The sequence below is a fragment of the Streptomyces azureus genome (assembly GCF_001270025.1).
In the GTDB taxonomy this organism is placed as follows: domain Bacteria; phylum Actinomycetota; class Actinomycetes; order Streptomycetales; family Streptomycetaceae; genus Streptomyces; species Streptomyces azureus.
On the sequence record NZ_DF968217.1, the window covers coordinates 15,130 to 30,811 of the forward strand.

Consider the following 15,682-nt stretch of genomic DNA (forward strand, 5'->3'; position numbering starts at 1 on the left):
GCCTTTCACTGAGGGTTGCGGGACGACGGCACAAGCCCGGGGACGTCCCAGTCCCGGGCGACGTCCGCCGTGTCGGCGCCCGGCCGGGCCGGGCCGGTGCGGACGGAGGTCGGGGTCGCGGAGAAACGGGGGGCCGGGGCGGGCTGGGTGATGCCGCCGTGGTCGGTGAAGGTGCCGCGGGCGGCCAGGTGCGGGTGGTGCGGGGCCTCACGCAGCGACAGCACGGGCGCCACGCACGCGTCGGTGCCGTCGAAGACGGCCGTCCACTCGTCCCTGGTGCGCGTCTTGAAGCGGGCGGCGACGTGTTCGCGCAGCTCACCCCACCGGGTGATGTCCTTGCGGGCCGCGGCCTGGTCTTCGATGCCGAGGAGGGAGAGGAACTCCTCGTAGAACCGCGGCTCCAGGGCGCCGACGGCCATGTACCGGCCGTCGGCCGTCTCGTACGTCCCGTAGTACGGGCAGCCGCCGTCCAGGAGGTTGGCGCCGCGGCGGTCCTGCCAGCCGCCGGCGGCGAGCATGCCGTGGATCATCGTGGCGAGGTGGGCGGTGCCGTCGACGATGGCGGCGTCGACGACCTGGCCGGTGCCGGTCGCGCGCGCGTGGTGGAGGGCGGCGAGGACGCCGACGACGAGGTAGAGGGAGCCGCCCGCGTAGTCGCCGAGCAGGTTGGCCGGGACCGATGGCGGCTCGTCCGGCCGGCCGATCATGCCGAGCGTGCCGGTGGGGGCGATGTACGCGATGTCGTGCCCGGCGCGGTCGGCGAGCGGGCCGTCCTGGCCCCAGCCGGTCATCCGCCCGTAGACGAGGGCCGGGTTGCGGGCGTGGCAGGGCTCGGGTCCCACGCCGAGGCGCTCGGCGACGCCGGGGCGGTAACCCTCGACCAGGATGTCGGCGCGGGCGGCCAGGCCGATCACCTGGTCAGGACCGTCCGGTGCCTTCAGGTCGACGACCACCGAGCGCTTGTTGCGGTTGGTGACGTCGTACGCCGGGTCGATCGCGAGGCCGGGGCCGCCGGGACGGTCCACGCGCACGACGTCGGCGCCGAGGTCGGCCAGGAACATGGCGGCGAACGGGCCGGGCCCGATGCCGGCCAGCTCGAGGACGCGCACGCCGGTGAGCGGGCCGTGTCCTGGCGTCCTTGCCGTGGTCATCCAGCCCCCTGCTGTGACACATCCGATGTAACACCAGTGATGCTAAGAACGGGTTCCACTGGGCACAAGACCCGAACGAGCAAGCGCTTAGCAATCTGCCCGACGGGTCAGCTCCCGTCCAGCTCCGCTATCAGCCGCTTGGGCGCGATCACCCGGTAGCTCTCCTCCACCCAGTCGCAGAGCACCTCCGCGGCCGGGGCACCCTGCTGCCCCAGGGGGATGCTCACCCAGCCCGCCTTGCCCAGGCCGTAGCCGGCGGGCTCGGCTCCGGGACACGCCAGCGCGTGCGCGTGCGCCGTCTCGTCCTTGAGCTTCACCGTCACACCAAGGGGGTAACTGCCGTCCTCGACGCCGAGGAAGACGAACACCTTCTTGTTGACCTTCGCGACGGACTCGCCCCAGGGGAACTCCTCGACGGCACCCGGCAGCCCCAGCGCGAACGCGCGCACCTTCTCCCACTTCTTCAGGGCATTCCTGGGCACGGCCATCGTCGTCCTCCGGGCTCGTCGTCGGGCTCCGCACTCCTCACGCTAGCCTCGGCCACCGACAGCGGCACGGGCTGCACGACCGAGGGGTGTCATGAGCAGGCTGAACAGGACGGACCGTCCGTACGACATCGTGCTCTTCGGAGCCACGAGTTTCGCCGGAACGCTCACCGCGGAGTACCTCGCGGCCCACGCGCCCGAGGGGCTGCGGTGGGCGATCGCGGGCCGCAGCGCGGAGAAGCTGGAGCGGCTGCGGGAGCGGCTGCCCGGCGGCGCGGAGGTCGGGGTGCTGCGGGCGGACGTCTCCGACCCGGCGTCGGTGCGCGCCCTCACCGAGCACGCGCGCGTGGTGGGCACGACGGTCGGCCCGTACATCACGTACGGCGAGGAACTCGTCGCCGCCTGCGCGGACACCGGGACCGACTACCTCGACCTCTGCGGCGAGCCCGAGTTCGTGGACCTGATGTACGTGCGGCACGACGCACGCGCGCGTGAGACCGGGGCACGGCTGGTGCACGCCGCCGGTTTCGACTCGGTCCCGCACGACCTGGGCGTGTACTTCACCGTGCAGCAGCTGCCCGAGGACGTGCCGCTGACCGTGGAGGGCTTCGTGACCGCCGACGCGGCGTTCTCGGGCGGGACCTTCGCCTCCGCTCTCAACCAGTTCGCGCGGCAGCGGGAGATGGCGGCCGCCGCGCGGGACCGGCGGCGGCACGAGCCGCGGCTGGTGGGCCGGCGGGCGTCGGCGCCGGTGGGTTCGCCGCGGTTCGCCAAGGAGGTCGGCGCGTGGGCGCTGCCGATGCCGACCATCGACCCGCAGATCGTGCGGCGCTCGGCGTCGGCACTCGAGCGGTACGGCCCCGACTTCCGCTACCGGCAGTACGCGGCCGTCCGGCACCTGCCCGTCGCGGTGGGCGGTGTCGCGGCCGTCGGCGCCCTGGTCGCGGCGGCCCAGGTGCCGTCGGCGCGGCGCTGGTTGTCCGGCCGGCTCAGGCCCGGAGACGGGCCGAGCCCCGAGAAGCGGGCGAAGAGCTGGTTCTCCCTGCGCTTCGTGGGCGAGGGCGGCGGCCGGCGGGTGTACACGGAGGTCTCGGGCGGCGATCCCGGCTACGACGAGACGGCGAAGATGCTCGCCGAGTCGGCGCTGTGCCTGGCCTTCGACGATCTTCCGAAGACGGCGGGGCAGGTCACCACGGCGGTGGCGATGGGCGACGCGCTGACCGGCCGGCTGCGCGCGGCGGGCATCCGCTTCCGCGTCGTGTCGACCCGCTGAAGGGACCCCGAGGGGTTCCGTTCCGGCCTAGAGCGGCCACTCGGCGATGGTGTAGATCATCCCGGCGATCCAGCCGAGCCCCGCCAGCACGGCGAGGATCAGCCCTATGGTGACGGCCCGCTCGACCGTCTGGGTCGGGCCGGCAACGGGCTTGGGGGCGCGGTGCGTTGTCATGCGCCCCAGCCTGCCGACGGGGGCGGGGCCGGGCATCCGTACAGGTACTCAGAGCCGGTACTCAGACCTGCCGCCCGCCCTGCGCGGGCCCTCCTCTCCGGTTTGAGACTTTCTGCCTTCCGCTCCTGGCGACATCTCGAAAAGTGCCACAAAGGAGTTCAATGAAATCATTGAAGGCATGAAGTTCCTTCTCGAAGTCACCATGGACGACGCGGCGTTGACCGAGGACCCGGCGGGCGAGCTGGGCCGGATCCTCAGGTACTGGGGCGGCAATCTGCGCCACTACGCGCTCCGGCCCGGGGACGGATCGCTCGTCTACGACTCGGAGTACCGCGAGGTGGGCAGCTGGAGCGTGACCGATCAGGCGGAGTAGGTCTCCCGCAGCGCCGTCCGGCAGAGCGCGTCCGCCCTTCGCGTGGTCTCCGGGAGGCGGTACCCGGGTGTCAGCGCGAGGGTGTGGGCGCAGGCGTTCGCCAGGGTCACGCGGTGGCCGACGGAGACGAAGACCGGCTTGACGCCGTCGCGCGTGCGCAGGGCGCGGCCGACCTCCTCGGAGCCGGCGAGCAGCGCCGCGGTGCTGCCGCGGGGGGTGTCCGGGTCGTCGTAGGTGAAGGTGAAGGGGTTCTTGGCGACGCCGATCGTGGGCAGGCCGGTCAGGACGCCGAGGTGGCTGGCGAGGCCGAAGCGGCGGGGGTGGGCGAGGCCGTAGCCGTCGCAGACGACCAGGCCGGGCGGACACGGCAGGGCGTCGAGGGCGGCGAGGACCGTGGGGATCTCGCGGAAGGCGAGCAGTCCGGGCACGTAGGGGAAGGAGACCCGGCCCACGGCCGTGGCCTCGGCGACGACGTCGAGACTCGACGCGTCCAGGACGACCGCGGCCGCCGCCACGACGTCCCGTTCGTCGTCGTAGGCGACGTCGACCCCTGTCACATGGCCCGTCCCGGGCGGCGGCCCCGGTTCGTCGAGGATCACACGCTCGCGGAGTTCGTCCTGGACTGCGCGGGCCTGTTCCTCGGTGGCGGGCCAGTCCTCGGGGATGCGTACGGTCGTCGTCATGGTGCCCCTGAGCCTATGGGCTGCCGAGCCTATGCGCCTGAGGCTGCGGGCTGCTGAGGCTGCGGGCTGCGCGAAGGCCGGCGGGACCCGGGAGTCCCGCCGGCCCAGGGGGTGTGCGAATCACTTGCCCAGCGCGCGCTGGAGCTGGCTCTTGTTCATGTTGGAACGGCCTTCGACGCCGCGGCGCTTGGCCTCCTGGTACAGCTGGTCGTAGGTGGGCCCCTGGGAGCCCTGGCCGGAGCGCTGGCCGCCGCGCTTGCCGGACGACATGTCCTTGGTGGAGGTGCGGCTGGCCGTCTTCGACTCACCGGAGCGGGCGCGTTCCTTGTTCACCGTCCGCGAGGCGATCTCCTTGGCGCGGCCGGTGCTCTCGCCCCGGTCCTGCGCACTCTTCTTGATGTGCTCGTACTGGCGCTCCCGCTTGGAGCTCGAACCGCGTGGCATGACCGCTCACTTCCTTTCAGCTTCAGTGAACGAGTACCCACACTGCCAACAATCAGGGCATACCGCGCGCTCAATGCTCCAGGCGGGCAACCCGCCCCTTTTCACCAGCGGCCCAGCACCCTTGGTCCGGGGTGCAGTCGACGGTGTCGTAGGAGCCGGTGTCGACCGTGCGCCAGGTGCGGCCGCCGTCCGTGGTGAGGTCGGTGCCGGTGGGGCCGACGGCGAGGGCGGCGGTGCGGCTGTGCGGCAGCCAGGCGACGCCGGAGCGGTAGGCGGGCGGGGGTGCGGCGGCGGGGCGCCAGGTGCGGCCGGCGTCGCCGGTGCGCGCGGCGGCGTTCGGTGAGGGCCGTCCGGGGGTGAAGTCGCCGCCGACGGCGAGACCGTGGGCGCGGTCGCGGAAGGCCAGGGCGAAGACACCGCGGGCCGGATCGCCCGCCGGGAGGGGCGTGTCGGTGGCCGTCCAAGTGTGTCCCCGGTCGTCGGAGTGCAGCACGCGCGCGTGCGCGGCCCCGCCGGTGGCGAGCCAGACGTCCTTCGGCCCGGAGGCGACCAGACACTGGCCGCTCGCGGCGAATCCCGCCTCACCCTCCTGCGCGGCCGGCATGCCCTCGTCCGGCAGCACCTTCCAGGATCGTCCGCCGTCGCGGGTCGACAGGATGCGGAACTTCCCGTCCACCGGGTCGCTCATCGCGAGGCCGTGGCGGCGGTCGAAGAAGGTGAGGCAGTCGTAGAAGGCCTTCGGGTCGGGGTTGCGGAAGGACTCCGTCCAGGTCCCTCCGCCGTCGTCGGTGCGGTACACGCGGGACGCCTCGCCCTCGCCGATGGCCAGGACCACGGCCCGCCGCGCGTCGAACGCCTCGACGTCCCGGAACTGCAAACCCGCCGCGCCCGGAGGCGAGACGTTCCGCCAGGTGGCGCCGCCGTCGGTGGTGCGCAGGACGGTGCCGCCGGTCCCGGCGAGCCAGGCGGTGTTCCGGCTGACGGCGGCCAGGCCGCGGAACCGTACCTCCGGGGTGCCGGTGTCCTTGAGCTCCCAGTGCGGCACCCGGCGCTCCGGCTGGTGCGCCTGCGCCGGTACGGCTGTCAGGGCCGCGAGTGCGACCAGCGCCGCCGCCCCCGCCGCCGCTCCGGTCGCCCTGCTCAGTGTCCGACCCGTCCGTCGCGTGCTCCCCAAACGCCTCATGGCCGGCGAAGCTAGCCCACCCCCCGGGAGCCGTCCAGATGGCCTCACCCCGTGCCGCGGGTGGTCCGGTGGACGCCACAAGTGCCCTGCAAAGAACACGAGGAGAGCCACATCACTCTGGTGCATGAACGCGGTGACAGAGGTCACTCGCACTTCGTGTGCACGGATTGGCTGATTCCGTCGTCTCTTCCAGTGCCCGGCCTCATCCGCCCGGAAGTGTCCCGTCCAGCCGTCACAAGGGAGCAAGGCGTTGTCCATCGTCATCGAGCAGCCCGTGGAGGCCCGCCTCGTCGCCGCCGCGCCGCGTATGCCCAGCATTCCCGCGACGCTCCACTACGACCGACGTGATCCGTTCGCCGTCCGCATGACCTTCCCCGCCCCGGCCACGCTGGAGGGCGTCGAGGTCTGCTGGACCTTCTCCCGCGAGTTGCTCGCCGGGGGCCTCAGGAACGCCGAGGGCCACGGCGACGTACGGGTGCGGCCGTACGGCTACGACCGCACGGTGCTGGAGTTCCACGCTCCCGAGGGCACCGCCGTCGTGCACGTCCGTTCCGGCGAGGTGCGCCGGTTCCTGGAGGCCACGAGCGAGCTGGTGCCGATCGGTCTGGAGCATCTCCAGCTGGATCTGGACCACGGCCTGGCGGAGCTGATGCGGGACGCGTGCTGAGCTGACGCGTGCTGGACTGACGTCGCCGTGTCCGGCAGCTCCCGCGCGCCCCGGGGTTGAAGGTCCCCTGCTCGAGCGAAGCCAGGAGCTGCGTCGGGCAGGACCAGCGGGGCCCCGGCGAGGGCAACTCGACCAGCGGTTGATGGGCCACGGTCGGCAGGAATCCGGCGCGGAGGCCCAGCGCCCCGAGGTTCTCGACGGCCTCGGCGGCTTCCGCGGATCAGCGCGGAGCCGTCGCCGTCGCGGCGAGCGCCGTACGGATCTCGCGGACGATCTCCCTGAGCCCGGGCTCCGACGCCACGGCACGCTCCGCCAGCTCCCGCACGCGCGGCTCGTGGGCGCGGACGTCCTCTCCGGGGAGCAGTTCCGCCGAGGCGGCCAGCGTCACGAGCGCCGCGTCCCGCTCGGAGATCCGGGCGACCGGCTGCGGCCCCCGGAGGACCTGACGCGTCTCCTCCCGCAGCGCCTCCACGGCGGCGACGCGCTCCAGCGCGTACTCCACGGACGGGAACACCCCGAGGACCCGCTTCTTCTCCGCCCGCAGGCACCCCTCGGCCACCAGCTGCTCCCGCACCGCGTCGAGGGTCACCCGCGAGCGCAGCGTCACCCAGGTCCGCCAGGGGTGCGGGCACGACTCGCGGACGAGTTCCAGCAGCCCGTCGAGGACGGCGTCACCCGTGCCGGAGTCCAGGTCGACCGGCGTGGCGATGCCGTCCTCGTCGACGAGCAGGCCGCGCCGGGCCAGCTCGGTGAGGGCACCGGCCCGTACCGGGCCGAGCAGGTGGACGGTACCGGTGTCCGCCGACCGCGCGGGGTCCCAGGCCAGCAGGCAGAGCCGGGCCGGCAGCGAGAGCGGGCCGTTGGGCACGGGGCCTCCTCGGGGAGGGAAGATCGGGTCTCACGTTAATTCGTTGACAGGCCCGACGCCCCCTCGTACGTTGTACAGCGTCCTGTTGCCGCCGATTGGAGAAGGACGTTGCTCGTCTGAGGTCCTGAGACACCGCGTCACCCACACCAGGTGGGTGCGCTGCGTGCGACCTCGGCGTTCGAGCCGTCCTCCGGTACAGGGCTTTTCTCATGCCCCTGGAGCCCTCCTCCCTGGTCGCAGGTGTCTCGACACGCGTTTGCCCCTGACCGCATCAAGCAACCGCGAAAGAGGCCCGCATGCCTACTTCCATCACTGTCACCTCCCTCGCCTTCACCTGGCCCGACGGCACCCCCGTCTTCGAGGACCTCGACGTCTCCTTCGGTCCGGGCCGGACCGGCCTGGTCGGCGTCAACGGATCGGGGAAATCAACCCTGTTGAAGCTGATCGCCGGTGAACTCGCCCCGGCCGACGGCACCGTCCGCATGGCCGGCGAGGTCGGGTACCTCCCGCAGAACGTCACGCTCGACACCACCCTGCGTGTCGACGAGGCGCTCGGCATCGCCGACCGCCGGGCCGCGCTGCACGCCATCGAGGCCGGCGACGTGGCCGAGGCGCACTTCGAGACCGTCGGCGACGACTGGGACGTGGAGGAGCGCGCCCTGGCCACCCTCGGCGAACTGGGGCTCGGACACGTGGAGTTGGACCGCACGATCGGCGAGGTGTCGGGCGGCGAGTCGGTGCTGCTGCGGCTGGCCGCGCTACTGCTGCGCCGGCCCGACGTGCTGCTGCTCGACGAGCCGACCAACAACCTCGACCTGTACGCGCGCAGGCGGCTGTACGCGACCGTCGAGTCCTGGCCGGGCGTGATGGTCGTCGTCAGTCACGACCGGGAACTGCTGGATCTCGTCGACCAGATCGCTGACCTGCGCTCCGGGGAGATCACCTGGTACGGCGGCAACTACTCCGACTACGAGGAGGCCCTCGAGATCGAACAGGAGGCGGCCGAGCGCATGGTGCGCGTCGCCGAGGCCGACTTCCGCAAGCAGAAGCGCGAACTGACCGACGCTCAGGTCAAGCTGGCCCGTCGCAAGCGGTACGGGCAGAAGATGTGGGACCAGAAGCGTGAGCCGAAGATCGTCATGGGGGCGCGCAAGCGCGCGGCGCAGGAGTCCGCGGGCAAGCACCGGATCATGCACGAGGAGAAGCTCGCCGAGGCCAGGGAGCGGCTGGACGAGGCGGTGGAGGCCGTGCGGGACGACGACGAGATCCGCGTCGACCTGCCGTACACGGCCGTGCCGCCGGGACGGACCGTCCTGACCCTCCAGGATCTCGGGCTCCGGTACGGCGCCCGTGTTGCGGGCGGTTTCGAGCTGCGCGGTCCCGAGCGGGTCGCGTTGATCGGGCGCAACGGCGCGGGCAAGACGACGATGCTGCGCACGATCACCGGGGAGCTCGCTCCCGAGTCGGGCGAGGTGACGGCGCACGTCCCGCTGCGGTTCCTGCCGCAGCGGCTCGACGTCCTCGACGGGGAGCGGACCGTCGCCGAGAACGTGGCCCGGTTCGCGCCGGCCGCCACCAACAACCGGGTCCGGGCCCGCCTGGCCCGCTTCCTGTTCCGAGGCGCCCGGGCCGACCAGAAGGCGGCGACGCTGTCCGGCGGCGAACGCTTCCGGGCGGCGCTGGCCGCGCTGATGCTGGCCGAGCCCGCACCGCAGCTGCTCATGCTGGACGAGCCGACCAACAACCTCGACATGGCCAGCGTGCGGCAGCTGACCACGGCCCTGGAGTCGTACGAGGGGGCGCTGATCGTCGCCAGTCACGACCTGCCGTTCCTGGAGTCGATCGGCATCACGCGCTGGCTGCTGCTGGAGGACGGAGAACTGAAGGAAATCACGCCAGAGGCTGTCGGGTTTCCCGCCTAGCGTCGGTGGCATGACCGACTTCCTGCACGATGTCATCACCCTGACCGGAGCCCGCGAGAACAACCTCAAGGACGTCACCCTCCGCATCCCGAAAGGCCGGCTGACCGTGTTCACCGGCGTTTCGGGGTCGGGGAAGTCGTCCGTCGTCTTCGACACGATCGCGGTGGAGTCGCAGCGCCAGCTGAACGAGACGTACCCGTGGTTCGTCCGCAACCGGCTGCCCAAGTACGAGCGGCCGCACGCGGACGGCATGGAGAACCTCTCCCCCGCGATCGTCGTCGACCAGCGGCCGGTCGGCGGCCACTCGCGGTCGACCGTCGGCACCATGACGGACATCTACTCGGTGATCCGTGTGCTGTTCTCCCGGCACGGCGTCCCGAGCGCCGGGCCGGCGACCGCGTACTCGTTCAACGACCCGTCGGGCATGTGCCCCGAGTGCGACGGCCTCGGCCGGACGGTACGGCCCGACTGGGACCGCATCCTGGATCCCGAACGCTCCCTCGCGGGCGGGGCGGTCCGCTTCCCGCCGTTCGCCGCGGGCACCTGGCAGGGCCAGGCCTATACGAACAGTGCCGACCTGGACCCGGACAAGCCGGTGGGGCGGTTCACCGCCGCCGAGCGCGAGTTCCTGATGCGCGGACGGCCCGGCAGCAAAGTCACCGTCAACGGCAGCGGCGGCACCTGGACCACCGACTACGAGGGGCTGGCCGACCGTTTCGAGCGGCTGTACCTGAAGCGGGACCTGTCGGCCATGAGCCAGAAGACCCGCGACCTGGTCCGGGAGTTCCTGGTGGAGGGCACCTGCCCGGCCTGTCAGGGAGCGCGGCTCAACGCGGCGGCGCTCGCCACCCGGATCGGCGGCCGGAACATTGCCGACTGCACACGGATGCAGGTCACGGACCTGATCGCCGTACTGAAGGAGATCGACGACCCGGTGGCCGGGCCCATCGCGGGAGCGGCCGTGGCCGCGCTGGAGCGCGTCGAGGCGATCGGCCTCGGCTACCTCAGCCTCGACCGGGAGACGGCGACCCTCAGCGGCGGGGAGGGGCAGCGGCTGAAGACGGTGCGGCACCTGGGCTCCAGCCTGAGCGGGATGACGTACATCTTCGACGAGCCGAGTGTCGGCCTGCACCCGCGCGACGTGGGCCGTCTCGGCGATCTGCTGCTGCGGCTGCGCGACAAGGGCAACACCGTGCTGGTCGTCGAACACGACCCGGACGTCATCGCGCTGGCCGACCACGTCGTCGACATGGGCCCCGGGGCCGGCGCCGAGGGCGGCCGCGTCGTGTTCGAGGGCCCGCCGGGCGAACTGGCCGCCTCGGACACGCTCACCGGGCGCTGTCTGCGCCGCCGTACGGCGGTCAAGGAACAGGTACGGCAGGCCGACGGCGAGCTGTGGGTCAAGGGCGCCGGCCGGCACAACCTGCGCGACGTGACCGTGCGGTTCCCGGCCGGTGTGCTCACGGCCGTGACCGGGGTGGCGGGATCCGGGAAGAGCACCCTGGTCGGGGAGTTCACCGCCGCCCACCCCGACGCGGTGGTCGTCGACCAGTCGTCGATCGGAATCTCCGGCCGGTCCACTCCGGCGACCTACCTGGGGATCATGGACACGGTACGCAAGATCTTCGCCCGCGAGACGGGAGCCGAGGCGGGCTTCTTCAGCTTCAACTCCAGCGGCGCCTGCGGCACCTGCGAGGGCCGGGGCATCATCTACACCGACCTCGCCTTCATGGACCCGGTGACGACGACCTGCCACGACTGCGAGGGGCGGCGCTTCAAGGAGGAGGTGCTGCGGCTGACCGTGCGGGACAGCTCCATCGCCGACGTCCTGGAGATGACGGCCGAGCAGGCGCTCGGCTTCTTCGACGACCCGGGCGTACGGCGCCGGTTGCGCGCCCTGCGGGACGTCGGACTGACGTATCTGACGCTCGGCCAGCCCCTTTCCACGCTCTCCGGCGGCGAGCGGCAGCGCATCAAGCTGGCCACGCGGCTGCACCGGACGGGCGCGGTCTACGTGCTCGACGAGCCGACGACCGGGCTGCACATGGCAGACGTGGAGGGACTCGTCGCCCTCCTGGACCGGCTGGTCGACACGGGCAACACGGTCGTCGTCGTGGAACACAACCTGGACGTGATCGCCCGGGCCGACTGGGTGATCGACCTCGGCCCGGACGGCGGCCGGGACGGCGGCGAGGTCGTCTTCGAGGGGACGCCGCGACAGCTCCTTGACGCGCGGGGGTCGTTCACCGGGGAGCACCTGCGGCGGGCGGTGGCGGCATCGGCCGTCACCGTGCCGGTGTGAGCTCCCCGGTGAGCGGGACGTCCGGGAGCGCCGTGTTGCTGACGACGGCGAGGCGCGGGCCGCCAGGGCCGTGCTGCCACTGCCCGCCGACCAGCGGCAGCAGGGCGATGTTGGTGGTCGGTCCGCGGGTCCAGTCGAGGGTGCCGGCGATGGTGTCGAGGGTCGTCCCGGCGAGGGCCTGCGCGACGGACGCCCGGTCGGTGGGGTCGGCCGCGACGGAGAGGGCGTGGTGGGCGGTCTCCACGAGGGCGTGGGCGAGGCCGAGGGGCTGGAGCCAGCCGGCGCCGGTGTCCTGCCGGTAGGCACGGGCCAGTTCGGCGCAGGTGGTGCCGTCCAGGCTGGAGCGGTAGGGGTGGCCGGGGCTCCAGTAGACGAGGGTGGCCACGCGCGCGTCGGCGAGTTCGCCGTGGACGTCGGGGGCGGGGGTGGTGTGGGTGTGCGGGTAGGTCAGCCAGCGCGAGCAGGTGATCAGCCGCGGACGCAGCCCCGCCTGGCGGGCCTGGCGGTGGAAGAGGGCGAGGTCGGTGGCGGTGGCGGCGCTGGTGACGAGGCCTGCACCGTGCTCCCGCAGCCGCCCGACCTGTGCGTGGAAGCCGTCGGCCGGTTCCCGGTAGGCGCCCAGGTCGACCAGGGTGTGCCCGCGGGCGGACGTCACCGGGGCGAAGCCGTAGCGGTGATGGCGCAGCAACTGCCCTTGCAGGTCGTCGTTCCACAGGCAGCCGACGGCGCCCGCGTCGTCGACGCGCTTCCACAGGTCGGCGAAGACGGCCGCGATGTCGTCCAGTCCCCACGCGAAGTGGTACGTCCACCGGAAGCGGTGCCCCGGCTCGGCACCGCGCGCGTCGACGTACGCCTGCCACGGGAACGTGGTCGACACACAGGGGATCCCGGACTCTTCGCAGGCGTCGGTGACGGCGGGCAGCACCCGGGTCCCGGCCATGGTGAGCACGAGGTTCGCCCCGTCGGCGCCGGCCAGGTCCCGTACGGCCCGCCGGGCCGCACCGGGATCCGAGCGGCTGTCGCGCACGGCGACGGTCACGTCGTGGCGGCGGCCGCCGTTGCGGACCTGCCTCAGCAGGGGTGCGAGCCTGCGCAGCACATAGGACAGCGGTGACCCGAGAGGGGCCAGTCGACCCGTCAGTGGCGCTACCACGCCCACGCACAAAGAAGGTGACGACATCGAGGCCCCTCTCTTCACTGAATCGGTGCGGCCGTCAGTGGCCGGAGCGGTCCTTGGTCACGCAGGTGGTCTCGCTGAACACCGCCACCGTCTCGTTGCCGCAGTTGTTGCTGTGGCCGGAGGCGTTCCGGGCGAAGAGCAGGTTGGACAGGACACCGCCGCTCGGGCCCGCCTGGTCCCCGCCGCCCTTGCCGTCGTCCTCGGTGACACAGGTGCGCTCCTTGAACAGCGCGACCTTGCCCGTGCCGCAGAGGTTGGCGTGGCCGGAGGAGTTCCTGCCGGAGACGTTGGACAACACACCGCCCGCCCCCGCGTCGCCGTCCCCGGCATGGGCCGTGGCCATGCCGGCGGGAACAGCCATCAGCATCCCCGCGATCGAGGCCACTACCGCGATACGTCGCGTGCCGTACATCTCTGTCGGTTTCCTTCCGCTGGACCGGTCCTGGCCGGTTCGGCCGGGATCACTTCGCCTAACGACGCCTCCGTAGATCGGCATGGGCCGCGACCAGGTGAATCATCTGCAAGACGGTTGATCAGGTACTCCGACGTGATGCCGGGTGCGCGGGCGTTGACGCGTCAAGGTGCGGTCCGCGCCGTGGACCGATGGGGTGGTTTGGCGCTCCGCCGGCCGATCAGGCGTGCGGGCCCGCGAAGACTGGGGTGCGGGGTGGCGCGGGGCCACCGGGAGGGGGCGGACCTGCTGCGGACCGAGCCGTCCTGCTGGCATCTGGAGCCCGGCGCGGACTGGCACGGCTTCCCCGGGCTGACCGACGGCTACTGCATGCTCGACCCGATCAAGGTCACGCTGACCTGCCCGGGGATCAGTGCCACGGGCGAGGTGTCCGACCGGGGCATCCCCGCGCGGGTGCTCACCGCGTATCTGGGGACGCGGGGCATCGTCGTGGAGAAGACCGACGGCTACACCACGCTGGTGCTGTTCTCCATGGGCATCACCAAGGGCAAGTGGGGCACGCTGCTGGACGCCCTGATGGACTTCAAGGACCTGTACGACGGTGACGCCCCGCTCGACCGTGTACTGCCCGCACTGGTCGCCGATCACCCGCGGCGCTACGCCGGGCTGACCTTGAGCGAGCTGTGCCAGGAGATGCACGACCATCTGCGCGCGCTCCGCCTGGCCGAGCTCCTCGACACCGCCTTCCGGCAACTGCCGGAGCCCGTCGTCCCGCCCCAGCCGTGCTACCAGCGCCTGATCCGCGGCGGCACGGAACGGATCCGCCTGACCGACGCGCCCGGTCGCGTCGCCGCCGCCATGGTCACCGTGACACCGCCCGGCATCCCCGTCGTCATGCCGGGCGAGAGCGTCGGCGCCGCGGACGGCCCGCTGCTGCGGTACCTGACCGCGCTGGAGTCCTTCGACCGCCGCTTCCCCGGCTTCGGCAGCGAGACCCACGGAGTGGTCCGCGACCCCGACACCGGCGACTACCTGATCGAGTGCCTCCGCCCGGACACACCCGAGCGTGCCGACGGTACGACGACGCCGGCACAGCGAAGCGCCCCGGAGGGCGCCGAGCCGGTGGGGTGAGTCCGGGACGGCGACGGCTGACGCCGGGCCGCCCGGCCGGCTGCCGAGGTTCGGCCTGGCTGGCGGCCTGCGGCAGCGCGCTTTGGGCTGACCACCGACCGGCGTCTCGGCGGAGCACCCAGGCGATTCCAGGTGCGGGTCCGCTGCCGACGTGGCCGGCTGCCGGCCCGGGTCTGCGTCCGGCCGGTCCACCGCCCCGCACCGCTGGGGCGGGGGGGGCCACCCCGTGCCGGCAGCGGACCGGCCCGGGACCGGCACTCGCCCGGATACCGCTGATGCGCCGGGCCCAGAACCGCCCAGGCCAGGTGCCGCCCGGGTCGGCACCCGCGTCGAATGCCCCCACTGAGACGCCAGGCCTGGAACCGCCCAGACCAAGGGCCACCCGGGCCGACGGAAACAGCCCGGCATCAGCACCCGCCCGAACCCCCCGCTGAAACGCCTGGCCAGGTACAGGCAGGCGCGGCTGAAGGCGCTCCCCCCTGCCGCCCGTCGAGGTACCGGACCGCCCCACCCCCTCCCTCCCACTCCCCCGGGGGTGTCGTCACTCGGCGTCGCCCTGCATGATGGTCGGCTGACGCCCGATGGGTTCCGGCCGATCCCGGAGGCTCCGTCGGCGCTGTCCAGACACGTCCATCCGATACGGAGTCACGCTCGTGCCCAGCAAGAAGGCCCTCGTCCGCCGCCCCAGCCCGCGTCTTGCCGAAGGGCTGGTGACACACATCGAGCGGGAGAAGGTCGACGCCGACCTCGCGGTCGAGCAGTGGGAGGCGTATGTGAAGGCCCTGCGCACGCACGGCTGGGAGACCGTCGAGGTGGACCCGGCCGACGACTGCCCGGACTCGGTGTTCGTCGAGGACACGGTCGTGATGTACAAGAACGTGGCGCTGATCGCCCGCCCGGGCGCCGAGTCCCGGCGTGAGGAGACCGCCGGGGTCGAGGAGGCCGTGGCCGGTCTGGGCTGCTCGGTGAACTGGATCTGGGAGCCGGGCACGCTGGAGGGCGGCGACGTACTGAAGATCGGCGACACCGTGTACGTGGGCCGGGGCGGGCGCACCAACGCCGCCGGCGTCCAGCAACTGCGGGCCGCGTTCGAGCCGCTGGGCGCGCGGGTCGTCGCCGTACCGGTGAGCAAGGTGCTGCACCTGAAGTCGGCGGTCACGGCGCTGCCGGACGGGACGGTCATCGGGCACATCCCGAAGATGGACGTGCCGTCGCTGTTCGCGCGCTTTCTGCCGGTGCCGGAGGAGGCCGGTTCGCATGTGGTGCTGCTCGGTGGTGACAAACTGCTGATGGCGGCGAGCGCGCCGAAGACCGCGGAGCTGTTCGCGGACCTGGGGTACGAACCGGTCGTCGTGGACATCAGCGAGTTCGAGAAGCTCGAGGGATGTGTGACGTGCCTCTCGGTGCGGCTGCGGGGGCTGTACGCCTGACGGC

General features: G+C 72.3%; 16 protein-coding genes. 7 read left to right on the top strand and 9 right to left on the bottom strand.

Annotated features, from left to right (window positions below):
- Positions 1–5: 5 nt before the first annotated feature.
- Both AOQ53_RS06150 and AOQ53_RS06155 read right to left on the bottom strand, forming a co-directional pair.
- Positions 6–1,151, bottom strand: coding sequence for a CaiB/BaiF CoA transferase family protein (locus tag AOQ53_RS06150; RefSeq protein ID WP_059415667.1), 1,146 nt, complete (start codon positions 1,149–1,151; stop codon positions 6–8).
- A gap of 107 nt (positions 1,152–1,258) precedes the next feature.
- Complete coding sequence (locus AOQ53_RS06155; RefSeq protein WP_059415669.1) at positions 1,259–1,639, bottom strand: MmcQ/YjbR family DNA-binding protein; 381 nt, start codon at positions 1,637–1,639, stop codon at positions 1,259–1,261.
- A 91-nt stretch (positions 1,640–1,730) separates the two neighbouring features.
- Between AOQ53_RS06155 and AOQ53_RS06160 the strand changes: the two genes are divergently transcribed.
- Positions 1,731–2,909 carry a saccharopine dehydrogenase family protein gene (locus tag AOQ53_RS06160; protein WP_059415671.1) on the top strand — a complete coding sequence of 393 codons (1,179 nt, stop codon included), beginning with the start codon at positions 1,731–1,733 and terminating at the stop codon, positions 2,907–2,909.
- Between the two features lie 27 nt (positions 2,910–2,936).
- On the opposite strand, the gene mmpA is transcribed toward AOQ53_RS06160, so the two are convergent.
- The gene (gene mmpA, locus AOQ53_RS06165) at positions 2,937–3,083 is read right to left on the bottom strand and encodes a morphogenic membrane protein MmpA (protein WP_010042861.1); all 147 of its coding nucleotides are present in this window, start codon (positions 3,081–3,083) and stop codon (positions 2,937–2,939) included.
- A gap of 178 nt (positions 3,084–3,261) precedes the next feature.
- On the opposite strand from mmpA, the gene AOQ53_RS06170 reads away from it, so the two are divergent.
- A complete protein-coding gene (locus AOQ53_RS06170) occupies positions 3,262–3,456 on the top strand; it encodes a hypothetical protein (RefSeq protein ID WP_059415674.1) in 195 nt (64 codons plus the stop codon).
- Here the strand turns inward: AOQ53_RS06170 and AOQ53_RS06175 are convergent.
- The 3 genes from AOQ53_RS06175 to AOQ53_RS06185 all read right to left on the bottom strand — a co-directional run bounded on the left by AOQ53_RS06175 (position 3,444) and on the right by AOQ53_RS06185 (position 5,766).
- Positions 3,444–4,139, bottom strand: coding sequence for an endonuclease V (locus tag AOQ53_RS06175; protein ID WP_059415676.1), 696 nt, complete (start codon positions 4,137–4,139; stop codon positions 3,444–3,446). The genes AOQ53_RS06170 and AOQ53_RS06175 overlap by 13 nt on opposite strands.
- Before the next feature lie 120 nt (positions 4,140–4,259).
- The gene (locus AOQ53_RS06180; protein WP_010042867.1) at positions 4,260–4,583 is read right to left on the bottom strand and encodes a hypothetical protein; all 324 of its coding nucleotides are present in this window, start codon (positions 4,581–4,583) and stop codon (positions 4,260–4,262) included.
- Between the two features lie 70 nt (positions 4,584–4,653).
- On the bottom strand, positions 4,654–5,766 hold the full coding sequence (locus tag AOQ53_RS06185; protein WP_059415678.1) for a WD40/YVTN/BNR-like repeat-containing protein: 1,113 nt from the start codon (positions 5,764–5,766) through the stop codon (positions 4,654–4,656).
- Positions 5,767–6,016: 250 nt separating this feature from the next.
- Between AOQ53_RS06185 and ssgD the strand changes: the two genes are divergently transcribed.
- Complete coding sequence (ssgD, locus tag AOQ53_RS06190) at positions 6,017–6,433, top strand: spore wall synthesis regulator SsgD (protein WP_059415680.1); 417 nt, start codon at positions 6,017–6,019, stop codon at positions 6,431–6,433.
- Between the two features lie 220 nt (positions 6,434–6,653).
- Here ssgD and AOQ53_RS06195 read toward each other — a convergent pair whose 3' ends face one another.
- The gene (locus AOQ53_RS06195) at positions 6,654–7,301 is read right to left on the bottom strand and encodes a GOLPH3/VPS74 family protein (protein ID WP_059415682.1); all 648 of its coding nucleotides are present in this window, start codon (positions 7,299–7,301) and stop codon (positions 6,654–6,656) included.
- 296 nt (positions 7,302–7,597) lie between these two features.
- Between AOQ53_RS06195 and AOQ53_RS06200 the strand changes: the two genes are divergently transcribed.
- Together AOQ53_RS06200 and AOQ53_RS06205 are read left to right on the top strand one after the other, a co-directional pair.
- Positions 7,598–9,223, top strand: a complete 1,626-nt coding sequence (locus AOQ53_RS06200) for an ABC-F family ATP-binding cassette domain-containing protein (RefSeq protein WP_059415684.1) — start codon at positions 7,598–7,600, stop codon at positions 9,221–9,223.
- A gap of 10 nt (positions 9,224–9,233) precedes the next feature.
- Positions 9,234–11,525: an ATP-binding cassette domain-containing protein gene (locus AOQ53_RS06205; RefSeq protein ID WP_059415686.1), complete on the top strand. Its 2,292-nt coding sequence runs from the start codon at positions 9,234–9,236 to the stop codon at positions 11,523–11,525.
- Here AOQ53_RS06205 and AOQ53_RS06210 read toward each other — a convergent pair.
- Positions 11,509–12,705: an ABC transporter substrate-binding protein gene (locus tag AOQ53_RS06210; protein ID WP_059415687.1), complete on the bottom strand. Its 1,197-nt coding sequence runs from the start codon at positions 12,703–12,705 to the stop codon at positions 11,509–11,511. The two genes, AOQ53_RS06205 and AOQ53_RS06210, sit on opposite strands and share 17 nt — an antisense overlap.
- Before the next feature lie 34 nt (positions 12,706–12,739).
- Positions 12,740–13,117, bottom strand: a complete 378-nt coding sequence (locus tag AOQ53_RS06215) for a hypothetical protein (RefSeq protein WP_059415688.1) — start codon at positions 13,115–13,117, stop codon at positions 12,740–12,742.
- Positions 13,118–13,372: 255 nt separating this feature from the next.
- Between AOQ53_RS06215 and AOQ53_RS06220 the strand changes: the two genes are divergently transcribed.
- Both AOQ53_RS06220 and ddaH read left to right on the top strand, forming a co-directional pair.
- Complete coding sequence (locus tag AOQ53_RS06220; RefSeq protein WP_236711609.1) at positions 13,373–14,248, top strand: Orn/Lys/Arg family decarboxylase; 876 nt, start codon at positions 13,373–13,375, stop codon at positions 14,246–14,248.
- A gap of 653 nt (positions 14,249–14,901) precedes the next feature.
- The gene (ddaH, locus tag AOQ53_RS06225) at positions 14,902–15,678 is read left to right on the top strand and encodes a dimethylargininase (RefSeq protein WP_059415690.1); all 777 of its coding nucleotides are present in this window, start codon (positions 14,902–14,904) and stop codon (positions 15,676–15,678) included.
- Positions 15,679–15,682 lie beyond the last annotated feature (4 nt).

Bases quoted from the DNA above. Each gene is read 5' to 3' on its own strand.
- AOQ53_RS06150 (WP_059415667.1), bottom strand. From the start codon at position 1,151: ATGACCACGGCAAGGACGCCAGGACACGGCCCGCTCACCGGCGTGCGC.
- AOQ53_RS06155 (WP_059415669.1), bottom strand. From the start codon at position 1,639: ATGGCCGTGCCCAGGAATGCCCTGAAGAAGTGGGAGAAGGTGCGCGCG.
- AOQ53_RS06160 (WP_059415671.1), top strand. From the start codon at position 1,731: ATGAGCAGGCTGAACAGGACGGACCGTCCGTACGACATCGTGCTCTTC.
- mmpA (WP_010042861.1), bottom strand. From the start codon at position 3,083: ATGACAACGCACCGCGCCCCCAAGCCCGTTGCCGGCCCGACCCAGACG.
- AOQ53_RS06170 (WP_059415674.1), top strand. From the start codon at position 3,262: ATGAAGTTCCTTCTCGAAGTCACCATGGACGACGCGGCGTTGACCGAG.
- AOQ53_RS06175 (WP_059415676.1), bottom strand. From the start codon at position 4,139: ATGACGACGACCGTACGCATCCCCGAGGACTGGCCCGCCACCGAGGAA.
- AOQ53_RS06180 (WP_010042867.1), bottom strand. From the start codon at position 4,583: ATGCCACGCGGTTCGAGCTCCAAGCGGGAGCGCCAGTACGAGCACATC.
- AOQ53_RS06185 (WP_059415678.1), bottom strand. From the start codon at position 5,766: ATGAGGCGTTTGGGGAGCACGCGACGGACGGGTCGGACACTGAGCAGG.
- AOQ53_RS06200 (WP_059415684.1), top strand. From the start codon at position 7,598: ATGCCTACTTCCATCACTGTCACCTCCCTCGCCTTCACCTGGCCCGAC.
- AOQ53_RS06205 (WP_059415686.1), top strand. From the start codon at position 9,234: ATGACCGACTTCCTGCACGATGTCATCACCCTGACCGGAGCCCGCGAG.
- AOQ53_RS06210 (WP_059415687.1), bottom strand. From the start codon at position 12,705: ATGTCGTCACCTTCTTTGTGCGTGGGCGTGGTAGCGCCACTGACGGGT.
- AOQ53_RS06215 (WP_059415688.1), bottom strand. From the start codon at position 13,117: ATGTACGGCACGCGACGTATCGCGGTAGTGGCCTCGATCGCGGGGATG.